The 26,710-nt window shown below is 53.0% G+C and carries 16 protein-coding genes; 12 read left to right on the top strand and 4 right to left on the bottom strand.

Annotated features, from left to right (window positions below):
- Positions 1-19: 19 nt before the first annotated feature.
- Complete coding sequence (prpC, locus tag N7268_RS10395; protein ID WP_260862835.1) at positions 20-1,189, bottom strand: 2-methylcitrate synthase; 1,170 nt, start codon at positions 1,187-1,189, stop codon at positions 20-22.
- A gap of 80 nt (positions 1,190-1,269) precedes the next feature.
- On the bottom strand, positions 1,270-2,151 hold the full coding sequence (prpB, locus tag N7268_RS10390) for a methylisocitrate lyase (RefSeq protein WP_260862834.1): 882 nt from the start codon (positions 2,149-2,151) through the stop codon (positions 1,270-1,272).
- A gap of 252 nt (positions 2,152-2,403) precedes the next feature.
- On the opposite strand from prpB, the gene prpR reads away from it, so the two are divergent.
- Complete coding sequence (prpR, locus tag N7268_RS10385; RefSeq protein WP_260862833.1) at positions 2,404-3,999, top strand: propionate catabolism operon regulatory protein PrpR; 1,596 nt, start codon at positions 2,404-2,406, stop codon at positions 3,997-3,999.
- A gap of 47 nt (positions 4,000-4,046) precedes the next feature.
- On the opposite strand, the gene yahO is transcribed toward prpR, so the two are convergent.
- Positions 4,047-4,322 carry a DUF1471 family periplasmic protein YahO gene (gene yahO / locus N7268_RS10380; RefSeq protein ID WP_198905225.1) on the bottom strand — a complete coding sequence of 92 codons (276 nt, stop codon included), beginning with the start codon at positions 4,320-4,322 and terminating at the stop codon, positions 4,047-4,049.
- A gap of 359 nt (positions 4,323-4,681) precedes the next feature.
- On the opposite strand from yahO, the gene N7268_RS10375 reads away from it, so the two are divergent.
- From N7268_RS10375 to N7268_RS10325, 11 genes are all read left to right on the top strand, one after another.
- A complete protein-coding gene (locus N7268_RS10375; RefSeq protein WP_260862832.1) occupies positions 4,682-5,314 on the top strand; it encodes a LysE family transporter in 633 nt (210 codons plus the stop codon).
- Between the two features lie 90 nt (positions 5,315-5,404).
- On the top strand, positions 5,405-6,793 hold the full coding sequence (locus N7268_RS10370; protein WP_260862831.1) for a diguanylate cyclase: 1,389 nt from the start codon (positions 5,405-5,407) through the stop codon (positions 6,791-6,793).
- Positions 6,794-7,021: 228 nt separating this feature from the next.
- Positions 7,022-8,128, top strand: a complete 1,107-nt coding sequence (locus tag N7268_RS10365; protein ID WP_260862830.1) for a 4Fe-4S binding protein — start codon at positions 7,022-7,024, stop codon at positions 8,126-8,128.
- A 108-nt stretch (positions 8,129-8,236) separates the two neighbouring features.
- The gene (locus N7268_RS10360) at positions 8,237-11,335 is read left to right on the top strand and encodes a glycosyltransferase (protein ID WP_260862829.1); all 3,099 of its coding nucleotides are present in this window, start codon (positions 8,237-8,239) and stop codon (positions 11,333-11,335) included.
- A 59-nt stretch (positions 11,336-11,394) separates the two neighbouring features.
- On the top strand, positions 11,395-12,087 hold the full coding sequence (gene lapG / locus N7268_RS10355; protein WP_409929187.1) for a cysteine protease LapG: 693 nt from the start codon (positions 11,395-11,397) through the stop codon (positions 12,085-12,087).
- A gap of 9 nt (positions 12,088-12,096) precedes the next feature.
- The gene (gene lapD, locus N7268_RS10350) at positions 12,097-14,070 is read left to right on the top strand and encodes a cyclic di-GMP receptor LapD (protein ID WP_260862828.1); all 1,974 of its coding nucleotides are present in this window, start codon (positions 12,097-12,099) and stop codon (positions 14,068-14,070) included.
- The gene (locus tag N7268_RS10345) at positions 14,058-14,396 is read left to right on the top strand and encodes a tryptophan synthase subunit beta (protein WP_260862827.1); all 339 of its coding nucleotides are present in this window, start codon (positions 14,058-14,060) and stop codon (positions 14,394-14,396) included. The genes lapD and N7268_RS10345 overlap by 13 nt, the downstream gene beginning before the upstream one ends.
- Before the next feature lie 575 nt (positions 14,397-14,971).
- Entirely contained in the window at positions 14,972-19,366 is a 4,395-nt protein-coding gene (locus N7268_RS10340) for a retention module-containing protein (protein WP_260862826.1), read from the top strand.
- 149 nt (positions 19,367-19,515) lie between these two features.
- Positions 19,516-20,868: a TolC family outer membrane protein gene (locus N7268_RS10335; RefSeq protein WP_260862825.1), complete on the top strand. Its 1,353-nt coding sequence runs from the start codon at positions 19,516-19,518 to the stop codon at positions 20,866-20,868.
- Between the two features lie 96 nt (positions 20,869-20,964).
- Positions 20,965-23,151, top strand: a complete 2,187-nt coding sequence (locus tag N7268_RS10330) for a type I secretion system permease/ATPase (RefSeq protein ID WP_260862824.1) — start codon at positions 20,965-20,967, stop codon at positions 23,149-23,151.
- A complete protein-coding gene (locus N7268_RS10325) occupies positions 23,138-24,502 on the top strand; it encodes an HlyD family type I secretion periplasmic adaptor subunit (protein ID WP_260862823.1) in 1,365 nt (454 codons plus the stop codon). Before N7268_RS10330 ends, N7268_RS10325 begins: the two co-directional genes overlap by 14 nt.
- Positions 24,503-24,552: 50 nt before the next feature.
- On the opposite strand, the gene foxA is transcribed toward N7268_RS10325, so the two are convergent.
- On the bottom strand, positions 24,553-26,643 hold the full coding sequence (gene foxA, locus N7268_RS10320; RefSeq protein ID WP_260862822.1) for a ferrioxamine B receptor FoxA: 2,091 nt from the start codon (positions 26,641-26,643) through the stop codon (positions 24,553-24,555).
- Positions 26,644-26,710: the final 67 nt, after the last annotated feature.

Here is a 26,710-nt window from a genome sequence, read left to right as displayed (position 1 = left end):
TATCTTTAGAGGTTTTGCATTAGCAACGCTGATCAATCGCGACAAATTCACGATCTTCCGGGCCGGTATAGTTGGCAGAAGGACGGATAATTTTGTTGTCCTGACGCTGTTCGATAATGTGCGCCGCCCAGCCGGTGACACGGGCGATGACAAACAGCGGGGTGAACATTTCGGTCGGGACGCCCATCATGTTGTAGGAGACCGCCGAGAACCAGTCGAGGTTAGGGAACATCTTTTTCGACTCCCACATCACGGTTTCCAGACGGTCGGCGATGTTGTACATCTTCAGCGAACCGCCCTCCTGAGAAAGCTGTTTCGCCACGCGTTTGATCACCTGATGGCGCGGGTCGGCGATGGTGTAAACCGGATGACCAAAACCAATCACCACTTCTTTGTTTTCGATACGCTTGCGGATATCCGCTTCGGCTTCATCCGGCGTTTCATAGCGCTGCTGGATCTCCAGCGAGACTTCGTTAGCGCCACCGTGTTTCGGGCCACGCAGTGCGCCAATCGCGCCGATAATCGCCGAATACATGTCAGAGCCGGTGCCCGCAATCACCCGGCTGGTGAAGGTAGAAGCATTGAATTCGTGTTCGGCATACAGCACCAGCGAGATGTGCATCGCTTTTTCCCAGCTCTGCGACGGCTTTTCGCCATGCAGCAGGTGCAGGAAATGACCGCCAATAGAGTCATCGTCGGTTTCCGGCTGGATGCGCTCGCCGTTATGGCTGTAGTGATACCAGTACAGCAGGATGGAACTGAGGGATGCCAGCAGCTTGTCGGCAATATCACGCGCGCCAGAAACGGTATGTCCCTCTTTTTCCGGCAGCGTACAACCTAACGCGGAGACACCGGTGCGCATCACATCCATCGGGTGCGAAGCGGCAGGCAGCGCTTCCAGTACGGTACGCACGTTGGCGGGTAATCCGCGCAGTGCTTTTAATTTAATTTTGTAGGCGTTGAGTTCATCGCGGGTGGGTAATTTGCCATGAATCAGCAGATGGGCGACTTCTTCAAATTCGCACTGTTGCGCGAGGTCGAGAATATCGTAGCCGCGATAGTGTAAATCGTTACCGCTTTTACCGACGGTACACAGGGCAGTATTTCCGGCGGGTACGCCAGAAAGCGCTACCGATTTTTTCGGCTTAATGACATGGGTATTATTTTGCAGGATCGTTGTGTCGCTCATGTTGTCCTCGTCATTTTTATAATAGGTAGGATACAAATTCATTGCCGGACGGCGGCGACGCCTTATCCGGCATACAACGGCTACTTCCGGGTATACAACGCGTCGAGTTTCTCTTCGAACTGGTAGTAATTGATGCTTTCGTACAACTCGTTGCGCGTCTGCATAATGTCGATCACGTTCTTTTGCGTGCCTTCCTGACGCAGCACGTTATAAACCCGTTCTGCCGCACGGTTCATCGCACGGAAAGCAGACAGCGGATAGAGCGCCATCGCGACATTGGCACTGCGCAGTTCATCCGTGGTGAACAGCGGCGTGGCCCCAAATTCGGTAATGTTGGCCAGGATTGGCACCTGAACGGCATCGGCAAACTGGCGATACATTGACAGGTCGGTGATGGCTTCCGGGAACAGCATGTCAGCGCCCGCTTCGACGTAGGCTTGTGCGCGATCGATAGCCGCCTCTAATCCTTCCACCGCCAGCGCATCGGTACGCGCCATGATCACAAAGTTCGGATCGGTACGCGCATCGACTGCGGCGCGGATCCGGTCAACCATCTCTTCTTTCGAGACGATCGCTTTATTCGGACGATGCCCGCAGCGCTTGGCGCCGATCTGATCTTCAATATGCAGCGCCGCCGCGCCTGCTTTGGAAATCGATTTCACGGTACGCGCCACGTTGAAGGCTGACGATCCGAAACCGATATCCGCATCGACCAGCAACGGCAGCGGGCAGACATCGGTAATACGGCGAATATCCGTCAGCACATCGTCCAGCGTGGAGATACCCAGATCCGGCAGCCCTAACGACCCCGCCGCGACACCGCCGCCGGAAAGATAGATCGCCTGATACCCGGCCCGCTGTGCCAGCAAAGCGTGGTTGGCGTTAATGGTGCCAACGATTTGTAATGGATTTTCTTTAGTGAGCGCAGCGCGAAACGCCTGCCCCGGAGAGTGTAAAGACATACCCCATCCTCTTGTTATCAACTTGTTACTGTTCGTTGATTAACCTATAGCAAGGGGTATGCCAAAGACCTTCGATTGCTTTAACTCTCTCTTTTTTCATTGCTAAAACAATCAATTAAAACTCAGGCTTGTATTTTTGTTGCACAAAAGCGTGTCAGCTATCGTTTCATGAAACGTTCCTTCGCGTTTCATTGCAACATTTATGAAACACAACTAAACCCAATATTCGGTTCCTGACTTTTGGGGTTTACGATGGCTGATACGCATCTTCCACCACGTGCGAACGACGACAAACCGGTTATCTGGACGGTCTCCGTCACACGCCTGTTCGAACTGTTTCGCGACATCAGTCTGGAGTTCGACCACCTGGCGACCATCACCCCTATTCAGCTTGGTTTTGAAAAAGCGGTGACCTATATCCGCAAGAAGCTGGCTACCGAGCGTTGCGATGCCATTATTGCCGCAGGCTCCAATGGCGCGTACCTGAAAAGCCGTCTGTCTGTGCCGGTGATCCTGATTAAACCCAGCGGATTTGACGTGCTGCAGGCGCTGGCGAAAGCGGGCAAACTGACCTCATCCATTGGCGTCATTACCTACCAGGAAACGCTGCCCGCGCTGATTGCCTTTCAAAAAACCTTCAATTTGCGCCTTGAACAGCGGAGCTATATCACCGAAGAGGATGCGCGCGGGCAGATCAATGAACTGAAAGCCAACGGAACCCAGGCCGTGGTCGGTGCCGGGTTGATTACCGATCTGGCGGAAGAAGCGGGCATGACCGGCATTTTTATCTACTCGGCGGCGACCGTGCGTCAGGCATTCAGCGATGCGCTGGATATGACCCGCCTGACGCTACGGCGAAACGGGCAATACGCCTCCGGCGATACGCTCCGTACACGTTATGCGCTGGGCGACATGCGCGGTCACTCAGCGCAAATGGAACAGGTTCGGCACACCATTATGCTGTACGCCCGCTCCCGCGCGCCGGTACTGATTCAGGGCGAAACCGGCACGGGCAAAGAGCTGGCGGCGCAGGCGATTCATCGCGAGTATTTCACCCGTCAGGACAATCGACGCGGTAAGCCTTCCCCTCCGTTCGTCGCCGTCAACTGCGGGGCGATCACCGAATCACTGCTGGAAGCAGAACTGTTCGGCTATGAGGATGGCGCCTTTACCGGTTCCCGCCGGGGAGGACGACCCGGACTGTTTGAAATCGCCCACGGAGGGACATTATTTCTTGATGAGATCGGTGAAATGCCGCTGCCATTACAAACCCGGCTGCTACGCGTGCTGGAAGAAAAAGAGGTCACGCGTGTGGGTGGGCATCAGCCTATCCCGGTTGACGTACGAGTGATTAGCGCCACACATTGCCATCTGGAGCAGGAGATGAAACGGGAACAGTTTCGAACCGATCTGTTCTATCGCCTGAGCATTTTACGGCTGAAGCTTCCACCGCTGCGTGAGCGCCTGTCCGATATCCTGCCGCTGGCGGAAGGTTTTTTAAAACAGTCGCTGGCAGAACTCGAAGTCCCGATGTCTGAATCGGTACGGAAGGGATTAGCACTGAGCCAGCACACGCTGCTTCACTACGACTGGCCGGGAAATATTCGTGAATTGCGTAATATGATGGAGCGCCTGGCGCTATTTTTAAGCGTCGAGCCGCAGCCAGAACTGAATGAGCTTTTTTTACAGCAATTATTACCGGAGCTGGCCATCGCGTCTGAGACACGGCCCGAGCCGTCATCGCTGACGCCGCAGCAAGTACTGGCGCAATTCAAGGGCGATAAAACCGCAGCCGCACGCTATCTGGGTATCAGCAGAACCACGTTCTGGCGCAGGTTAAAAGAATAACCCGCCGGTGTCATACCGACGGGTCTCTTATATTTCAGTGCAGCGCATTATTTTTTCTTGTAGATATTCGCCGTGCCATGGATTTTGTTATCCGTCTGGCCGGATGTTAATACCAGGACATCAGCGCCTTTCTCATCAGCTTTCTTAATGAGATCTTCTTTAGCATCTGCGGCAGACATTTCGTTGCTTGTAGAAATGGTGCCAATCTTGGTGTACTGGGACTCAACCTTTTCAAAATCGGTCTTTTTCATCAGTTCCGCTGCATAGGCATTGGAAACGACAAAAGCTAACGCACCAATTAATACCTTATATCCAGTTTTCATATAAAAGCTCCAGGTTTTGTTTTTACGCCGTTATCGATCCCTGAACATCAACAACACGAGTCAAGGATGATTAATAAGTAGTTCAGGCGAAATAAAAAATCCAGAGCTAACGGAAATATAAAGAGATTTTGCAAATCTGAGATAACAGGCTATCTCGCGAAACGGCTTATCCGGCGCGCTTGCCCCATTAACCGGCGGCCAATGACCCGGTTTGCAACATCTGCTGCGTTTCATAACACAGTGTGAGTGAATACTCAGAATAATGGGTACACTGAACTTATAGTGTTAACCGATGCAGAATGACCTCAACCCGGCTTGCGGGTAAAACGCCAATTTTCTCTCAGATGGAAACGCTGTTTATGGAACCTCTACACGCCGTCGTGCTTACCGTTAGCCTGTTTGTGTTGACCTTTTTTAACCCCGGCGCGAACCTGTTCGTGGTCGTTCAAACCAGCCTGGCTTCAGGGCGACGGGCGGGCGTGATCACCGGACTGGGCGTTGCCTTAGGCGATGCGTTTTACTCCGGTCTTGGCCTCTTTGGCATGGCGACGCTCATCACCCAGTGTGAAGAGATATTTTCGCTGATTAAGGTCGTTGGCGGCGCCTATTTGCTGTGGTTCGCATGGAACAGCATCCGCCACCAGGCCACCCCGCAAATGCCCACATTGCAGCAACCGCTTAGCGCCCCCTGGTATGTTTTCTTCCGTCGCGGCCTGATAACAGATTTATCTAATCCGCAAACGGTACTGTTTTTTATTAGTATCTTCTCCGTCACGCTAAGCGCAGAGACCCCAACCTGGGCAAGACTGATGGCGTGGGCAGGGATTGTGCTCTCTTCCGTTGTGTGGCGTATTTTTCTCAGCCAGGCATTTTCTTTGCCTGCTGTGCGCCGCGCATACGGTCGTATACACCTGATTGCCAGCAAGGTGATTGGTGCGGTTATCGGCGCCTTCGCCTTAAAATTGATCTACGAAGGTATAACCCGCCGTTAAGGCGTTTGGGAGAGACTTTTGCTTGACCATCGTGACGTATTTGTCCGTAATACCGCCTGAATTTTTTAATCGTTTTTGAGTGGCTGTGAGATGGAACAGGTTGATCCCGTAAACGACACATTACTGCTGACAGAATGGCAGGCGCTGCTGCGCCAGACATCCCCGGATGTCCATATGATCCTGACCGAGTTGACCGATCAGGAGATCCGCCATTTAGTGACCGTTTTTTATGACTACATGCTGTCCCACGCTGAGAGCGCATTGTTCCTGAATACAGAGCAGGTCAGCACGCGACTCAGCGGCAGTATGTTTGACTGGTTACGCAGCGTGCTCGGCAGTGCGCATGAAGATCTCCCACAGTTGCTGGCGCAACAGCGCAAAATTGGTGTCGTACATGCGCGTATCGGCCTGCCTATCGATCTGGTCAATCGTGGGGCGCGCAAGCTTAAAGATGAACTGTATCGGCTACTGAAAAAGAAAGCCGACTACCCGGCAGATCTGTTGAGTGATGCGATCTGCTTCAGCAGCCTGGCGATGGATACCGCCCTGGAGGCGATGACCGTTTCCTATTCGCCAAGCTATCAAAACTCCATGCATACGCAGGAGCAGTATCGCCTGCAGACGATTTATGATGACGTCAACGTCGAGCGTGAACGGCAAATCCGTTCGTTTACCGACTGGGAAAACCAGTTTATCTACAATATCGCCACGGGATTACCCTCCGGCGAGCTGGTGTTTCTGGCGAACTCAGATTTTGGTATGTGGTTCTCACATAAGGGAAAACACATTCTCGGCAACAGCAATCTGCTGGCGGAAATGGAATCGCTGTTTGCGCAGATCGATGGCCGTCTGACGCAGACGTTTGTTGATCGGCAGTCACCGACGGACAGCGAGCGGATGAGCCTGTTGCAGGACGTCCGACAGCTCTCGGCAAAAGTGCATTACCTTCTCGCCTCCATGTTTGATGCGCTGGTCAAACAGGAAAATGGCAAAGACTCGCTGACACAGTTGCTTAACCGTCGCTTTATTCCGACCATTATGCGCCGTGAAATCTCGCTGGCATTACATTCGCGCAAACCCTTTACCCTTGCGATGCTGGATATTGATTTCTTCAAGCAAATCAACGACAGCTATGGGCATAACACCGGTGATATGACGCTGAAAAGTGTCTCCGCCGTGATTTATGAGCATATCCGCAGCAGCGATTACGTTTTCCGCTACGGTGGAGAAGAGTTTATGATCCTGCTGGTTGAATCGGATGTTTCACAGGCCTCCATTATTCTGGAAACACTGCGCAAGAAAATCGCCGACCTGCGTTTGGCTGCCTCAGCAACAGAATCCTTCTCAATTACCGTCAGTATTGGTATCGCCGAATACGACTATCATCCTGATTACAAACAGTTGGTTGATAAAGCCGATCGCGCGCTTTATCTGGCGAAAAGTCACGGGCGTAATCGCGTCGAGATTTATCAGGAATGAGGTTCGCGTCCCGGTAAAATAAACGCATAAAATAAATACCCCGTTCAGGGTATTTATCTGACCTGCGATAAATATCGTGCTGTTATTTTTATCATGACCGTTTTGTCGGATAAAAATAACAGTCGCCTAATAAGATGCAAATCAAATACACCATATATTTATCGCGGTAGCATATCCCGGTGAGACCACCTCCTGAATGGAGGGAACGTTGAGGGATAATAAAAGATCATGAACGGGAAGATGAAAACGCGCTGGCAGCGCCGGCCTGGAACGACCGGCGGAAAATTACCCTGGAATGACTGGCGCAATGCCTCCACCTGGAGAAAAGCCACGCAGTTTTTGCTGCTTGCCATCAATATTTATATTGGCGTGACATTCTATTACTGGGTCAGATATTTCGAGACAGCAGGCACCAGCGTCTATATTCCCCGACCCGGAGGCATTGAAGGATGGCTCCCTATCGCAGGCTTGATGAATATACGCTACACGCTGGAAACCGGTTTTCTTCCCCCTATTCATGCCGCATCCATGCTGCTGTTAGTCGCCTTTATTCTGATAAGCCTGTTGTTAAAAAAAGCGTTCTGTTCGTGGCTGTGCCCGGTGGGTACACTGTCAGAACTGATAGGTAACCTGGGAAAAAAACTGTTTGGGCGTCATTTCACCTTGCCCCGCTGGCTGGATATTCCGCTGCTTAGCCTGAAATATCTGCTGCTGAGTTTTTTCTTGTACATCGCCCTGTCGATGCCCGCACAGGGAATTCAGTATTTCCTGATGTCGGCCTACGGGATGATTATCGACGTTAAGATGCTCGATTTCTTTCGTCATATCGGCACCGCCACCCTCACCTTCGTGATCGTCATCAGCATCATGAGTCTGTTTATCCGCAATGCCTGGTGTCGTTATCTGTGCCCTTATGGCGCACTGCTCGGTCTCTTTTCCCTGTTCTCTCCGTTCAAAATCCGCCGTAACGCAGACAGCTGCATAGACTGCGGGAAGTGTGCGAAAAACTGCCCCTCGGCAATTCCGGTGGACAGATTAATTCAGGTCAGAACCGTTGAATGCACCGGTTGTATGACCTGCGTTGAGTCCTGCCCGGTGGCCTCAACCCTGACGTTTTCCCTGAAGACGCCGCCCGGCTCACAGCCGGATACCCCGCAGGCGCAAAAACGCACCTGGCGACAGGCCTCGCTGCCCGGGTTTGCGATGGCTCTCCTGCTGCTCGGTATTCTGTTTGCTACCATCGGTTATGCAGTCTATGCCAACGTCTGGGATACACCGGTTCCGGATCATATGTATTTCCAGTTGATCCCAAAAGCCAGGATGATCGGGCACTAACCGTGCCGGTCACCCACTGTTTCAGATAGACACGCAGAATACCCAAGCAGCTGCGCATAATGTTATCTTATACAAAACAGGATTTTATCCGCGCCAAAAGGTATTCAAATGTCGCTCAGCCATTTACTCGCGCAAACCCGGCCGATGGTCGAACAATTCAATATTGATGCGCTCACATCGCCCTCTCCGAATTACGTGATCTTTTTTAGCGTGAGTACGGGTCAGGAACGGGCCCACACAGAACTGGCTGGCGGTAAAACGCTGGATGACGCCTGGCTTGCAGGTGCCCGCGCGCTCCAGCGCTGGAGTAAAAAAGAGGCGAAAGCGCCCATCTGGATGCGGGTTGATGTCGTCAATCACGTTGAAGCTTTACGCTGGGATGCTCTGCAAAGCAAATTGCGTAAAACCAAACGCAATTATTTTCGCTTCGGGCTGAGCTTCACGCCGACATTTGAGTTTGCCATTCTTGAACAAGAAATCGCCGCTAACGCGCTTCTCTATATGGGTACTGAGGGTGTCGCGACGCCCAACAGTAAAAATCTGGCAAACTATTCCCAACAACGTTTTGGCCGCGAACTGCAATGGCCCGACGATCCAGCACAGCCAATCTGGCGCTTTACGACCAGTGGCGTCTTTAGCGACGGCAACCAGACACTGCGAATAGAATCCCAGGGCGCACATTCGGGTTATCGACAATTACCGCACTGGCAGGATGAACTGGAGCCGATGATCCATTCGGCAAGCGACTATCTCGCCCGCCAGATAAAAAAATCTGGCCGTTATCATTACGGTTGGTTCCCCTGTTTTGATCGCGCAATCCCGACCTACAACGCACTCCGTCATGCCAGCTCAACCTACGCTCTCCTTGAAGGATGGGAGGTGACGCAGAATGAGGCGCAGTTTGCGGCGATCGAAAGAGCGTTAAGTGATCTCTCAGCCACGCTTATCCGTACATACACTCTGCCGGAGGGTGGCGAGGCCGATTTTCTGATCGACACGGGGGATGAAATCAAACTCGGTGGGAATGCTGTCTGTATTCTGGCGATGGCAAAATATACCGAACTGACGGGAAACAGGCTGTATCTGGCGCAAATGGAACGCCTCGCAAACGGTATTGCTTTCATGCAGCATGCCGAAACCGGCGGATTCAGCCATGTACTGAATGCCGCGGATTTATCCCTGAAAGCCGAGCATCGTATTATTTATTATGACGGAGAAGCAGCCTTTGCACTGATGCGCCTTTATGGACTGACAAAAGCCCCGCGCTGGCTGGCAATGGTTGAACGGGCGATGGGCTACTTTATCGCGCAGAAACACTGGCAGGCACATGACCACTGGCTAAGTTATTGCGTCAACGAGCTCACGCTTTACCGCCCCGAAGAGCGCTACTTCCAGTTTGGTCTGGATAACGTTCGCGGGCATCTGGATTTCGTCCTGAACAGAGTGACAACCTACCCGACCCTGCTTGAGCTCATGATGGCGGCGCAGCATATGATCGCTCGCCTGCAGAAGGACGAGAAACACCGTCATCTGCTGGCGGATTTCGATCTTGAGATGTTTTCTCGTGCGCTGGAATACCGCGCTCGCTATCTGGCAAACGGTTTTTTCTGGCCAGAACTGGCGATGTTCTTCAAAAAACCCCAGAAAATTGTCGGCAGTTTTTTCATCCGCCACCACAGTTATCGGGTACGCATTGATGATGTAGAGCACTACCTTTCCGGTTATGTGGCCTACCGCAAATATTTACAGGGGGGGCAGCCAGAAGCCTCCGCTCCAGTACGTAAGCAACAACTGGTCTTTCTGGGAAGTAATTTCCGTCACGAAGGTAATGGGATCGAAATTTCAACGATACGGCGCTGCGCGCTGTTTATCCGCGAGCTGGGTATCAAACCGATGGTCATTATCTCGAGCTGGAATCCAGCATTAGCTGCCACCGTCAAGCAGTTACATCAAAATGGCAAACTGCCACAGCCCGTTGAGGCCATGACCGTCTATGACTGGCTGCCCGACATGTTGATGCGCGGAGAGCTACGCCCGCTTCCTGAAGGGCCGGCAGGAAAAGTCATTAAGACACGCCGGGACAGCGCCGGAAAGATCGAAGCACTGCGGTACTCAAAGGACAATGGTCACGTCAGCCACGAGGACTTTGTTCATCCGCAGACACGCCAGATTATGCTGCGGCGAACTTACCGCACAGACCAGGGCAACACCTTCCTTGAGGCGATTCACCTGTCCTTCACCGACCACGTGCACACCTATGCCACGGAAGGGGCATTTGCGGCGGCGATGTTGACCCATAACCTGGACAAAACAACGACCTGGCATTTCCTCGTTGATAAGAATCTGGCCTGGCGGGAATTTGTCTGCTCAGAGCCGAAAAATACGCTGCATGCCACCCTCAGTGCGGTTATTCACTCCACTCATCGTCTGGACAATGGGCGCTACAAACAAGCCTATCGTCACCTGTGGGTGGATGAAAAACGGCTCGACCGTATTCTGGTGCTCACCCACCAGCAGCATGATGAGCTGGCGCAGGAAATCACCGGCGCACACCGATTGCGGACGATCCCCCACCATCTGGATAATGCGCTCACAGAAGGGACAAGGGAAAAAACCGCCTCCCAGCGGGTACTTTTTATGGCCCGCTACTCACCTGAAAAACAGCATCAACTGTTGTTCAGCGCCTTTGCGCGCGTGGTGAAACAGCTTCCTGAAGCCGAGCTTCACACCTGGGGTAACGGCGCGTTAAAAGAAACGCTCGCCGACTGGGTAAAACAAAACGGCCTGGATCATAATATCTATCTCCATGGTTTTTCTGCCGATCTGGAGGCGATCCACCGTCAGTCAAACTGCGCTGTTCTGTGCTCTAATCATGAAGGTTTTTCGCTTTTCGCCCTGGAGTCATTAGCCTACGGAACCCCGCAGGTCAGTTTTGACATCAAGTACGGCCCACGCGATCTTTTGCAGGATTCCGGTGCGGGTGTTCTGGTAAAGGCGAACGATGAACAGGCGCTGGCTAACGCGCTGATTGACTTACTCAGTGACCCGGTGAAACTAAAAGCAATGCAGGAAAATGCGCACCGCCATGCGGAGCGTTATTCTGCAACAGCGATAGCCAGACTCTGGCAAACGTGGTGGCAGGAAATACAGTTATTAGGTGAAGAGAACCCACCGCAGGGTAGTCAGTCAATGCCCGCAGGTTTATAACTCAGGAGAGAAACCGTGCCCCACAACCATCGCGTAATCAAACGGGCTGACAGGAACGCGTGAACGCCCAAAAAGGCAGGCACTTGTTCTGGCAACGCTGGCTGACATTCGGCCTGGCGCTGCTGCTTACGTTTTCTCCTGGCCTGGTTGCGAGTTGGGACTTTGCGGCCATCAATGCCCAAAGCCAGCAACTGTATGGCCCGGCATCGCCAACCGCGCAACGTTATATCAATGAATGGGCAGCATTAGTTAAAAACGCACCACCCGGGGATATTAAAGAGACCTTAAACCGCGTAAACCAATTTTTTAATTCCCGTATGCGTTTTCGCGATGATATTGCAGTATGGGGTCAGCAAGATTATTGGGCGACCCCCATTGAGTTTTTACGCAAAGGCGCAGGCGACTGTGAAGACTACGCACTGGCAAAATATTTTACCTTACGTGAAATGGGCGTCCCCGCCAGCCAGTTACGTATTACCTACGTTAAAGCGTTGCAGTTAAATCAGGCACACATGATTGTCGCCTGGTATGCCACACCAGATGCTATTCCGCTGATCCTGGATAATTTAAAAACCACGATATTACCCGCGACCCAGCGTAATGATTTGCTCCCGGTTTATTCCTTTAATGAGCAAGGATTATGGATACCGCAGGCGGGGAAAAGTAAACGCGTCGGCGACAGCAAAAGGCTTTCTCGCTGGCAGGATCTTCTCACCAAAATGCGTGCAGAAGGATTTGACATTAATGAATAGGAAGTAGCCATGTCTCTTTATAAACAGCTACTCATTGGGATTTGTCTGTTCACGTTGGTTATCTTTTGCGGCAGTTTTTATGTCACGCTGGAAAGCTCGCGCGATCAGTACCATAACCAGCTGAGTGCGCATGCCCAGGATACCGCAACGGCACTGGGGCTCTCGCTCACCGCCAATATCGATGATCCGGTCATGACGGAGCTGATGGTGAACTCCATCTTCGACAGCGGTTACTTTTACCGGATACGGGTTACCGATATTAAAACCGGTAAGCCGTTGATCGAACGGAAAAACATGCCGCAAAGCGCCGCCGTACCTGACTGGTTCGTTCGTCTGGTACGGCTCAATCCCGGTCAGGGCGAGGCCGTCGTCATGCGCGGCTGGACGCAAGAAGCCCGCGTTGAGGTCATCAGCCACCCATTATTTGCGCTGACGCGCCTGTGGGAGAGTCTGGTTGCCAGCTTCCTGCTGCTTAGCGCCTGTAGCCTGGTCTGTGTGCTGGGGGCGATGCTGATGCTGCGTCGCCGTCTGCGCCCATTGAATTATATCGTCGAGCAAGCAACGGCAATCAGTCAGCGTGAATTTCTGAATCTTCCCGCATTGCCGAAAACCCCGGAGTTACGCCGGGTGGTAGAAGCCACCAATATGATGGTGACCCAGCTCAAAGCGCTGTTTAGCGAACAAGCCGAGCGTACCGAAATTCTGCGCCAGCAAGCTTACAGTGACAGCCTGACAGGACTGAATAACCGCCGCGCCTTTGATATTCAGTTGCAATCACGCCTGAGCGATGAAGAACGGGGCTCCGGGCATCTGATTTTGCTACGCGTTCAGGATCTTATCGGGCAGAACCAACGCCTTGGCGGATCAAGAACCGACCAGTTATTGATGGCTGTTGCCGCTATCCTGAACGACCTGCAGCAGCGCTTCTTCCATAACGAAGGTTTTCTGGCGCGCATTCGCGGCGGGGAATTTGCCATTATCGCCCCACCGATCCTGCCACAAGAGATGGAAAGCCTGGTCGCGAGGCTCACGACCCAGCTAAAAGCACTGCATGAAACCGGGCTGAGCGACGTGACTCCCGTCGCGCACATCTCGCACGTTGTTTTCCATGTCGGTGATACACCACAGACTCTCCTGCTGCAGGCTGACCAGGCGCTGGCCATGGCGGAAACAGAGATGCGTTTCTTTGCCGATAGCCAGCCCTCTGCGGCGGTGGAAAACGACGACGATCACTACCGCTGGCATCAGCGTCTGGAAACCATTCTGGAGAAAAAAGCCTTTACGCTGTTCTCGCAGCCGGTTTATCAGTGCAACAATAAAAACATTATCCTGCACCATAAAATTCTCGCCCGCATCCAAACGGAAGAAGGCGAGATGATTCCGGCAGGCCGCTTTATGCCGTGGATTCATCGTCTGGCGCTCAGTCAGCGTATGGATATTGTGATGCTTCAGCAAACGTTGAAAGCGATGGAGAACACGACCCAGCCGGCAGCGCTGAGTATTAGCGGTGAAAGCGTTGCGGATGAAGAGAGCATGGATTCCCTGCTCCAGCCGCTGAAAAATGCACGCCACCTGGCGGCCAGGCTGACGCTGGAGCTGGATGAAAATGAGCTGCCTGATCCAGAGCACGTCAGTATGCTGGTACAGAAATTAAAAGCGCTGGATTGCCGTCTGGGGATCCAGCATTTCGGCGGTCGCTTCCACCTGATTGGCAACCTGCCGCAATGGGGGCTGGCGTGGATTAAAGTCGATGGCGGCTATATTCGAAATATTGATAAAGAAGAAGATAAGAAGCTATTTATCGAGGCCATCTACTGGGCGACTCGCCAGGTGAATCTCCCGTTAATCGCCGAACGCGTCGAAACGGAAGGCGAACTGGCTGTATTGGAAAAAATGGGGCTGTATGGCGCAATGGGGCGTTATTTTAGCGACGCCAGCACCCTCACGACATCACTCTCAGGAGAACAACCATGTTTTTTATAGAACGTGACCGCGATGGACGCATTGTAAGAATTGAACACGCTTCATTCCCCGAGGCGACTGAGCAAACCACAGAAACGACGGTTGAAATCGAAGAGTGGTTAAAAGCGAATACCCTTCGTAGTGCGAACCTGCAACAACTGCAGCAAAGCGACCTGGATATGGTCCGTGTGCTGGAAGACCTTATCGAAGTACTGATGAGTAAAGGGGTCATTAGCATCACCGATTTACCTGTCGCGGCGCAAAACAAATTGCTCAACCGCGCCAAAGCGCGACGGGCTCTCGGTGGATTGGAAGATTTAATTGGTGACGACGACAGATTAATTTAGCGAAGCCGTGTTATCCGCAATTTGTTTTAGGGCCGATTGTATTCAGGGGCATATATTCGATTTACCTCTGAATACAACGTATCCATTGCTGGTCAAATAATGTGTTATCCAAAATGACGCAATATACGACAGGAGCACGGCTTCCCGGATGTACAGGAGATAAGGAATGAAGGTGGGGAAAAAGTGAATACGTCGCGACTTGAGCAATGACGAACATTATCCAATGTCACTACATAACCAATACAAAATCAACCCCTTATATTAAGTAGCTCGCCGTTACATTTAATATTTGTTATTAATAGCATGCAAACTATTTAATCAGTAAAGCATCACGACTATTTATTGTAAAAACACTACGTAATTTCACTTATATCAAAAAAAACATTGTAACATTCTATTATGATACCGCCTTGCAATTGTCGGATAATTAAACGGCATTCTTATTCACTCCTATAAACTCCTGCAAACAGGTCATTTAGCCACCTGCGCATCAGCAACCGCTTGAGTTAATAGCATCGCTAAACAGGGACGATCAGGCCCGTGATCGCATCGCATAAAGATTAAGGGGAAGTATCATGAGTGCCATCGCAGGGACAGTAAAAGCAATTATCGGGCAGGTTTTCGCTATTGCCTCTGATGGCAGTCGGCGTTTATTGACCGAAGGGGACACCATCCTCGCGGGAGAACAAATAGAAACCGGCGCCGCTGGAGCCGTTTCTCTTTCTCTTTCTAACGGTAAAACGCTCGACCTGGGTCGCGATACCCACTGGGATACCGCCAGTATTTCCCCTGCGATCACTTCTGATACCGATCAAACTGATATCGCCGCAATCCAACAAGCCATTCAGGACGGGCAAGACCCCACACAAATCCTTGAAGCAACTGCCGCAGGCCCACAGCCCGCAGGACAGCCGGGAGTGAGTGGTGGCGGATCGCATACGCACGTTATCCTGGATCTTACCGGCGAAATTATCGACCCGACGGCAGGCTTCCCCACGACCGGCATTGATTTTCCTGATAGCGAACCTCAGGAAGAACTGACCCTGCTTGACAGAAACGCTGATTCTGACTCGGACAGTGATTCCGATGCTGACAGTGACTCGGATTCCGATAGCGATGCTGATGCTGACAGTGACTCGGACTCCGACAGCGATGCCGATGCTGACAGTGACTCGGACTCCGATAGCGACTCCGATTCTGACAGTGACTCGGACTCCGATAGCGACTCCGATTCTGACAGTGACTCGGATTCCGATAGCGATGCCGATGCTGACAGTGATTCGGATGCCGATGCCGATGCTGACGCTGATGCCGATGCTGATGCTGATGCCGACGCGGATGCTGACGCGGATGCCGATGCTGACGCGGATGCCGATGCTGATGCCGATGCGGATGCCGATGCGGATGCCGATGCGGACGCTGATGCGGATGCGGATGCCGATGCGGATGCCGACGCGGATGCGGATGCCGATGCGGATGCCGATGCGGATGCGGATGCTGATGCGGATGCCGACGCGGATGCTGATGCCGATGCGGATGCCGACGCGGATGCCGATGCGGATGCCGATGCGGATGCGGATGCTGATGCTGATGCGGATGCCGACGCGGATGCTGATGCCGACACGGATGCAGATGCAGATGCTGATGCCGACGCGGATGCTGATGCCGACGCAGATGCCGATGCTGACGCTGATGCCGATGCTGATGCTGATGCTGATGCCGACGCGGATGCCGATGCTGACGCGGATGCCGATGCTGATGCCGACGCGGATGCCGATGCTGACGCGGATGCCGATGCTGATGCCGATGCTGATGCCGACGCGGATGCCGATGCTGACGCGGATGCCGATGCCGATGCGGATGCCGATGCGGATGCCGATGCGGACGCTGATGCCGACACGGATGCAGATGCAGATGCTGACAGCGATGCTGACAGCGATTCCGACTCCGATTCTGACAGCGATTCGGATTCTGACAGCGACTCCGACTCGGACAGCGATTCTGATTCCGACAGTGACTCCGACTCAGACAGTGATTCCGACTCCGACAGCGACTCCGATTCTGACAGCGATTCGGACTCCGACAGCGACTCTGACTCCGACTCTGACAGTGACTCGGACTCCGACAGCGATTCGGATGCTGACAGTGATTCCGACTCGGACAGTGACTCCGACTCGGACAGTGATTCCGATTCCGACAGCGATTCGGATGCTGACAGCGATTCGGATGCTGACAGCGATTCGGATTCTGACAGCGACTCCGACTCGGACAGTGACTCGGACTCAGACAGCGACTCAGACTCGGACAGCGACTCGGATGCCGACAGCGATTCGGACTCCGACAGCGATTCGGACTCCGACAGCGACTCAGATTCCGACAGTGATTCAGACTCTGACAGTGACTCCGATTCAGACAGCGATTCCGACTCAGACAGCGATTCCGACTCAGACAGTGATTCAGACTCCGACAGCGATTCGGATTCCGACAGTGATTCAGACTCGGACAGCGACTCGGATGCTGACAGCGATTCCGACTCGGACAGTGACTCCGATTCTGACAGCGATTCCGACTCGGACAGCGACTCTGATTCCGACAGCGATTCAGACTCCGACAGTGATTCGGACTCAGACAGCGACTCCGACTCTGACAGCGATTCCGATTCCGACAGCGATTCGGATTCTGACAGCGACTCCGACTCAGACAGCGATTCCGACTCGGACAGTGACTCCGATTCAGACAGCGACTCAGACTCGGACAGCGATTCGGACTCTGACAGTGACTCGGATGCTGACAGCGATTCGGATTCTGACAGCGACTCCGACTCAGACAGCGATTCTGATTCCGACAGTGACTCCGACTCAGACAGTGATTCCGACTCAGACAGCGATTCGGATTCTGACAGCGACTCCGACTCAGACAGCGATTCTGATTCCGACAGTGACTCCGACTCAGACAGTGATTCCGACTCAGACAGCGATTCGGATTCGGACAGCGATTCCGACTCGGACAGTGACTCCGATTCTGACAGCGATTCCGACTCGGACAGTGATTCAGACTCCGACAGCGATTCGGATTCCGACAGTGATTCAGACTCGGACAGCGACTCGGATGCTGACAGCGATTCCGACTCTGACAGTGACTCCGATTCCGACAGTGACTCGGATTCCGACAGCGACTCGGATTCCGACAGCGACTCTGACTCAGACAGTGATTCAGACTCGGACAGTGATTCCGACAGCGACTCGGATTCGGACAGCGACTCGGATTCCGACAGTGACTCCGATTCAGACAGCGACTCCGACTCGGACAGCGATTCAGACTCTGACAGTGATTCAGACTCTGACAGCGACGCAGATTCTGACAGCGATTCAGACTCTGACAGTGACTCCGATTCTGACAGCGATTCGGACTCAGACAGCGACTCTGACTCCGACAGCGACGCAGATTCCGATGCCGATTCTGATAAATCCATTTCGCTGGAGGTGGACTTCAGCAAGACCGAATCCTCGAAAGTCACTGAAATCAACGGTGGCAGTGATGATCCGAACGGTTATGACGTGGATGAAAATGGCAAGATTATTGCCATTGGCGATAACGTTACCCTTTGGATCACCAAAGGGGATATTGAAGCCGGGCGTGTTTCCGATGAGATACCAAAAGGTCAGATCAAGTACTACTCCGACGGCAACCCATCGGGCGATACCAGCCACAGTGATGTCTTCCTTCTCCACCAGGGCAGCGGTTACTGGCAGGATGGTAATTTCCGGGAGCTGAATTCCGTAAAAGGAAATACGACCTCAGCTTCAGGGCCAAACGGAGATGCCCGCGACACCATCTATGTCCAGGATGATGGTAAGGGATGGAGCGCTGAAAAAGGTCCGGCTAACGTTAACGGCAATATTAACTATGTCGATAATGTCTCAGTGACCATTGGCGGCCACAAGGTGGTGCAGGGATCTAACTCTATCTCCGATGTGACGTCATCCAAGGGAGGCAGCGGCTGGGATCCCAACGCACCAGGCAGTCATACGACCTGGCACTATGAACTCTCGCTGGATGCGTCAATTGCGGGCGGCGGAGAGCACGACCAGATTACCTCCATCACGATCTCTGGTTTGCCGAAAGGAAGCATTGAGTTTAACGGTAAATCCTATGACGTTGATGCCAATGGCCATGTCGTTATTGATGTCGATGACACCGCGGATCTGAATGCGAAAATCACCATCAATACCGATAACCCGCTTAACTCGGGCGATATTAAAGTGGATATCTCGACGTCGGTGAATGGCGAACCGCATGAAAGCGGAGAGATTGCGGTAAGCGACGATCACCACAGCATTACGCTGTCGGGGGAGGATTCTTCGACGCCTCAGGAAAGCCATGATACCGAGATGATGACGGCGTCAATCGATGAGCATCACGATCTCAACGAGAATCATAGCAGCCACGACGCGCAACCGCAGAGCGAAGAGTCGGAGGGGGATAATGAATCGCATGCTTCACTCCTCGATAGTGAAGATCTCTACCTGACACCAACAGAACCGGATAACAACGTCGCCCCGGCGGAACATCACGACGCGCCCGTGGCGGGTGACACCGGGCAACCGGAAACGTCATTAACCCATTTGGTCGATGAGAGTGCCGAGTTATCGCCTGATGATTCGCACGCCGGGTCTGCAAAAACCGCAACCGCCACGGCTGAGCCGGATGACACTCAGCATGACAACCCGACAAGCGCCACGACGCTGAGTAGCGAAGAGCCGCTTAATTTTAGCGATATCATTCATGACGAAGGCAACGACAACGATTTGAGCAAACTCCTTCCGGTGGCTGACGTTAGCGCCGAAAGTCACAACAGCGCCGATCAGATCGTTGCGGCTGATGCGCCCCATGATGCAGGCGACACCTATGCCGGAGGCGATCAGGCTCAAATGGATAATCTGATCGCCAAACCTGATATCGACGCCTGACGAACCCTCCCCCGCTGGACGATACGGCGGGGGCTAACCCACGCTTTTGTGTCGGGGAAAACGCGCTTCACTAAGCCGGTCCCCAGACATGTTATCAGGCCCCAACATGTTGATGTCTGGTATATCAATGCACTAAAAGGACGATAGATATGAAGTACAGCGCGCAAATCGCTTTAGGATTATTACTTCCGCTATTCACGCTGAACTCAGCCAGCGCCACGACGCTTGAGCAGGCCATCAAAAACACGCTGAACACCCACCCGCAAATCAGCGCATCGATGAACAGCCGTTATTCAGCAGATCAGGATCTGAAAGCAGCAAAAGGTGGATATTTGCCCACGCTGGATCTCTCAGCCGGAACAGGTTGGGAACAAACGGATAACGCCACGACGCGCGCGGCAGGCGATCATCTGCGTGATTTACACCGCAGCGAATCCAGCATCAATTTGAAGCAAAATCTCTTCAACGGTTTTGCGACCACCAGCGAAGTTGCCCGCCAGAAAGCGACCGTAAACTCCCGGGCATTTGCCGTTCTCAACACCACAGAAACCACCGCACTGGCGACGATTCAGAGCTACCTTGATGTTCTGATGCAGGAAAAAATGGTCAGGCTGGCCGAAGAGAACCTGAAGAGTCATGAACGTATCTTTGATCAGATTCGCTTACGCACGGAACAGGGCGTTGGTCGGGAAGCTGACTTTGCACAAGCGGAAGCCCGTCTTGCCCAGGCTCGTAATAACCTGCTCACCGAACAGACGAATCTTGAAGACTCTCGCACTAACTACTCCAGCGTGACAGGGCAGGAAGCCGTGGATCTCATGGCTCCTCAGCCAACAAAAATTCCGGCATCACTGGAAGAAGCCCGTAAGGTCATGTTGGAAAACAGCCCGCTACTGAAACAGGCGGATGCCGATGTGGAAGCCACGCGTCAACAATATGAAGCGGCAACGTCCCGCTTCTATCCAAGTGTCGATGTGGATGTTGGACGCACCATGGATAACAATATTGACGGTACGCGCGGGCACAATCAGGAATGGCAGGCCATGTTGCGCATGCGTTATAACCTGTTCAACGGCGGCAGCGATAAAGCGCAACTCTCCTCTTATGCGTACAAAATGCAGGAAGCGCAAGATGTGAAGAGAAACGCGCTGCGCCAACTCAACGAGGAACTGCGCCTGTCGTGGAACGCCCTGTTAAACGCAAGGCAGCAAGTTCCCATCGCAAAAGATTATGCCGACCGTAGCATGGTGGTACGCACCGCTTATCAGGAGCAGTTCAGCCTGGGCGATCGTACGCTTCTGGATATGCTCGACAGTGAAAACGAAGTGTTTAGCGCCCAGCGCCGCTATGTACAGTTGCAGTTTATTGAAATGTTTACCGCTTACAGAATTAATGCCCGCACCGGTGAGTTATTAAAACAACTCAATATTCAGGCTCCTTCCGCTGCTCAGCCGGTTGAAGCGATGAAAACCACCCAGGTGGATCTGCCGGAATTAAAGTAACGTGTACCGGGTTTATGGGGTAATGCCAGCCATGTTGGTATTACCCCATTGCTGTATTAACCCCGACAGTTTTTTGCTCGCATTTAAGGTCAGATAATGGCATCACACACTGATTCAGTTGATAACACGACTTCTTCTGGTAATGATGATACTCGATACGATCCTCAGCAAAATCATGATGATCCCCTTCTTGATTGCTTAATGGTGGTCTGCAAACTGCATAACATCATTACCAGCCGTAATGTGCTGACCTCAGGGTTGCCGTTAGAAGAAAACCGCCTGACGTTAAGTACATTTCCGCGCGCCGCGCAGCGTGCAGGCCTTAGAGCACGAGTGCTTCAGCGCCCGTTAGATACGATTTCCGCGATCTCCCTGCCAGCCATCGTGCTGTTAAAAAATGCGCAGGCCGCCGTTCTGCTTGGCTGGGATGACCAGCAGCGCGCGCGTCTTCTTACCGCGGAAACCAAAGGGGGTGAAGTCACGGTATCCAGAGAGGTGCTGGAGGCAGATTACAGTGGAAAAGTCCTCTTTATTCAGCCTGAACATGAATACGACACGCAGCCTAACGCCGCCATTCCACGGACAAAATCCTGGTTTCGCGACACGCTGCAGTTATCGAAGTATCTCTATCTCGACTCCGTTGTCGCCAGTTTTCTGATTAACCTGATCGCGCTGGCTACGCCACTGTTCGTCATGAACGTCTATGATCGCGTCGTGCCAAATCAGGCGACGGCCACGTTATGGATGCTGGCGATTGGTATTACTATCGCGTTCGCTTTTGACTTTGTGTTGAAAATCCTGCGCGGTATCTGCCTCGATCTTGCCGGTAAGAAAACCGATTTAATTATCTCCGCCGCGTTGTATGAACGGCTGATGGGAATGAAGATGAAACTGCGCCCCAGCCGGGTCGGTGGCTTTGCGCAGAATTTCCAGGAGTACCAATCGGTACGCGACTTCCTTTCATCGCTCACGCTCACCGCACTGATCGACCTCCCCTTTACCCTGCTGATTTTGCTGGTGATCGGTGTCATCGGTGGACCGCTGGTGTTTATCCCCCTGATCGTGTATCCCGTTGCCGTTCTTGTTAACTGGCTTATCCAGCGACCGCTCATGTCGCAGGTGCAAAAAACTTACCGCCTGTCTCACGAACGCCAGGCGATGCTGGTTGAGACCCTGACGGGGCTTGATGCCATCAAAGTGAATAACGCGCAAAGCGAGCGCCAGTATCAGTGGGAACAGGTGATTGGCAGCCTGAGTAAGCTCGAACTCCGGGTCAAGTCACTCTCCTATGTCGCCGTAAACTTTACCAGTTGGCTGCAGCAGTTTAGCGGTGTGATCATGATTGTTGGCGGTGTTTACTGGATTATCGCGGGTAATCTCAGCATGGGGGGGCTCATCGCGTGCTACCTGTTACAACGCCGCGCAATGATGCCCATCGGGCAGCTCTGTGGCCTGATTACGCGTTATCAGCGTGCAAAAATGACCCGAGCCACCATTAACCACATGATGGATCTCGAGCAGGAAACGCAGAATGACGAAGTCCCGCTAAGACGCGAAACGCTCTCTGGCGCACTTGAGTTTCATGATGTCAGTTTCCGTTATCCCCAAAACCAGTATGTTTCACTCAACGGCATTTCCCTGAAGATAGCGCCGGGTGAAAAAGTCGGGATTATCGGGCGCAGTGGTTCCGGGAAAAGTTCACTGGCAAAACTGCTGGTCGGTTTTTACCAGCCGGACAGCGGCACAGTGCTGGTGGATGGCATTGACGCCCGTCAGCTCGACGTGAACGACATCAGACATAACATTGGCTATGCACCTCAGGATATTCACCTGTTTAGCGGATCCCTGCGTGACAATCTGCTTATCGGCGCGGGCTATGTTGATGAAGAGACAATGATCCGCGCCGCCACTATCGCCGGGGTACATGAATTCGCCCGTCGCCATCCTTCCGGCTACAACATGCAGGTCGGTGAGCGTGGAATGAATTTATCCGGCGGCCAGCGTCAGGCCGTCGCGCTGGCCAGGGCGCTTCTGCTCGATCCCCCGATTCTGTTGATGGATGAACCCACCAGCTCCATGGATAACACCAGCGAGGATCTGATCAAAAAAGCGCTTGTGCCCATCGTCAGCCACAAAACGTTGCTGCTGGTGACGCATCGCGCGTCACTCCTTTCGCTGGTTGACCGTCTGATTGTCCTCGACAACGGCAAAATTATCGCCGACGGCCCGAAAGAAAGCGTCCTGAACGCACTGAAAAAGGGGCAGATTCATGCGAACCGGTAATAAGCTCAACCGCCTGATGAAATGGCTCTTCGGGGATAAAAGCGCCTCCACGTTCTCCGCGAATGAAGTCAATAAAGCCCTGATCGATGACTCCCCACGCGTGGTACGCATCACCGTGTGGGCCATCCTCGCCTTCTTTATGGCGATGATTATCTGGGCTTCACTGGCAAACATTGATGAAGTGACCCGCGGCGATGGCCGGGCGATCCCTTCGTCGCGTTTGCAAAAAGTACAAAACCTCGAGGGGGGGATTGTCTCTGAAGTGTTTGTCCATGAAGGCGAAATGGTCAAGGCCGGCGCGCCGCTGCTGCGTCTGGACGACACCCGTTTTCGCTCTAATGCCGGAGAATCTGAAGCCGATCGGCTGGCGCTCGACGCGCGTATTCAGCGTCTGACCGCCCAGCTTGCCGACAAAGAAACACTGACGCTGTCAGCAGAAATCACGCAGAAATCGCCGGATATCGCTAACGGAGAGATGGAACTGTTTACCAGTATGAAGCAGCGCATCCAGAGCGAACTCGGTGGGCTGAATGAACAACTGGTACAAAAGAAACAGGAACTTCTCGATTACCAGGCGAAAGCCAGCCAGACACGCCGCAGCCTCGGTTTGCTACAGCAGGAAATCAGTATGTCTGAGCCTCTGGTCGCGAAAGGCGCGATTTCCAAGGTAGAAATTCTGCGTTTGCGTCGTTCGGAAGTCGATACCCGGGGTCAACTGGAATCTGTCACGCTGGCGATCCCCCGTGCGGAAGCGGCGATAAAAGAGATCGAGAACAAGATGGGTGAAACCCGCGACCGTTATCGCAGTGAAGCGCTCTCTCAGCTTAATGAAGCGCGCACTGAACTCAGCAAAACAGAAGCGACCGGGAAAGCCATTGAGGATCGGGTTAACCGTACGCTGGTCACCTCACCGGTACGCGGTATCGTGCAGCAAATGATGGTCAACACCATTGGCGGCGTTATCCAGCCGGGTAGCGATCTGGTCGAGATTGTCCCGCTGGATGACACCCTGCTCATTGAAACCAAAATCCGCCCGCAGGACATCGCCTTCCTGCATCCGGGTCAGGAAGCGATGGTGAAATTCACCGCCTATGACTACACCATCTACGGGGGACTAAAGGCAAAACTGGAACAGATAAGCCCGGATACCGTTACCGACAAAGAGGGGAAAAGTTATTACATCGTGCGTCTGCGTACCGACAAAAACCATCTGGGTAGCGATGAGAAACCGCTGTTGATCATCCCGGGCATGGTGGCCACCGTCGATATTATTACCGGTAGAAAAACGATTCTGGCCTATCTGCTGAAACCGATTCTGCGCGCGAAAGCGGAAGCCTTCCACGAACGCTAACGTGAATCAGGAAAAACCCTGCCCATTCCGGCAGGGTTTTCGTTATGAGATCAGAATGCCCAGGACACGCTGCCAACAATGCTGCGTTCAGCGCCAAAGTAGCAGTACGTCAGCGAGTTACAGGCCGCCACATAGCGTTTATCGGTCAGGTTGTTCACATTCAATTGCGCGCTTAATCCCTTAAGGCCAATCTTCGTTAAGTCATAACCCACCGCCATGTCCACCAACGTATATGACGGCAGCGTATGGGTGTTCAGACGATCGCTGGTAATACCGTTGACGTAACGTACGCCAGACCCCAGCGTCAGGCCGTCCAGCGGACCGCTTTTCACATCAAAACTCAGCCAGGTGCTGGCCTGATTACGCGGCGCATAAACGGCACGCTTCCCCTGCTCTTCCGGGCTGCTTTTCTTATAGCGAATGTCTGTGTAGGTATAGGCCGCCTGCAGACGGAAGTTATCCGTCAGTTGGCTGATGGCTTCCAGCTCCACACCTTCAGATTCAATTTCTCCAATCGAGCGATACGGATCGGTCGGCTCTTCTTTGGTGGCAATATTGGTCTGATTGATGCGGAACACCGACGCACTGAACTGGCTGTTCAATCCTTCCGGCTCATACTTAAGCCCGGCTTCCCACTGCTTACCTTCCATTGGCTCCAGCAGGTTGCCATTTTCGTCAGCGAAGCTGGTCGGCGTGAAGGCGGTGGAATAGCTCACATACGGTGCAAAACCGTTATCAAACAGATAGAGCAGCGCGGCACGGGTACTCACGTTGTTTTTATCCAGATCGCTGCGTGAGTCGTTGATCTTATTAATGTTAGACACACTAACCTGATCGTAGCGACCGCCCAGTGTGATGCGCCAACGATCCCATGACATCTGATCCTGCAAGTAGTAACCCGTCTGACGCAGCTTGTGCTTCTCACGTGCATACATGTTGATGTAATCCGGCTTCGCGCCATACACCGGGTTAAAGGCATCGATAGGCGGGAACGCGCCGTAGTAACCGGTGGTGTTATTGCTGCGATCCTGATAATCAATGCCCACCAGCAGGCGATGGTTTACCTGCCAGGTATCAATGCTACCATCAAGCTGGTTATCCAGCGTAATGGCCGACATTTTCTCATCGGAGCCGGAATAACCGCGGTTTAGCTCGGTTGCATTCAGCCAACCCGCGGCATAGACCTGGTTCAGTTCAACGTCGGTATGCAAATAGCGCAGTTTTTGTCTGACCGACCAGCCGCTGTCAAACAGGTGCTCAATGTTGTAGCCCACCATGTTCTCGCGGCGATCGTATTTGTCGTAGTCATCCTCGCCTTCAAAGAAGGTATTCGAAATCTTTTGTCCATAGTGAGGAACCACCGTGCCGTCATACGGTAAGCCGGAGTGACTGCCGCCTTCCGGGTCACGGTGCAAATAAGCCATCAGGTCAAGGCGGGTTTGATCGGTGATGCGCCAGGTCAGGCTTGGCATCAGCGCGTAGCGTTCTTCCTTCAAGGGACCAAACTGCGAGTCTGCATAGCGCGTCATCCCGCTCAAACGCGCCGCCACACGATCGTTATCATCCAGTGCGCCGGTCACATCAAACGCCGCACCGCGCTGATTGTTATTCCCGGCAAACAGCTTCACCTCCCCGCCTGCATCAAACGACGGCTTACGCGATGTCAATGCGACAATCCCCCCCGGAGAAGAGCGACCATAGAGCACGGAAGCCGGGCCACGCACCACTTCGATATCCTCAAGGAACCAGGGATCAACCACCAGCGAGCTGTGTGAGTTGGTGTCGCCCATCATCTTCAGTCCGTCGAGATAGACGTTATCAAGGCTGCCATCAGAGAAACCACGCAACACGATGTAATCAAAGCGGTTAGAGGCGCCAATCTGGTTGCTGTAAACCCCTGGCGTATAGCTGACGGCCTGACGCACGCTGGTTGCGCCCTGCTCTTCAAATTGTTCACGGGTAATGATGGATACCGACTGCGGGGTTTCAATATCCGGCGTAGCCAGTTTGGTGGCACCGCTCTGCATTTGTGACGTGACCACCACCGTGTCGTTTTTCGCGGTTTCCTGTGCCAGCAGAGGAAAAGCCACACTACCTGTCACCCATCCCACCAGCAGCGCTAACCGAGTCTTAGCGAACATGAACATCTCCAAAGGCGTTTCTAATTGTAAATAAGAATTATTGCCTTTTTGGCGATGAGAGTCGCTA

It is taken from the genome of Citrobacter sp. Marseille-Q6884, assembly GCF_945906775.1.
Taxonomy (GTDB): domain Bacteria; phylum Pseudomonadota; class Gammaproteobacteria; order Enterobacterales; family Enterobacteriaceae; genus Citrobacter.
The sequence above is the reverse complement of the archived record's forward strand: the minus strand, read 5'-3'. Positions and strand labels throughout refer to the sequence as shown.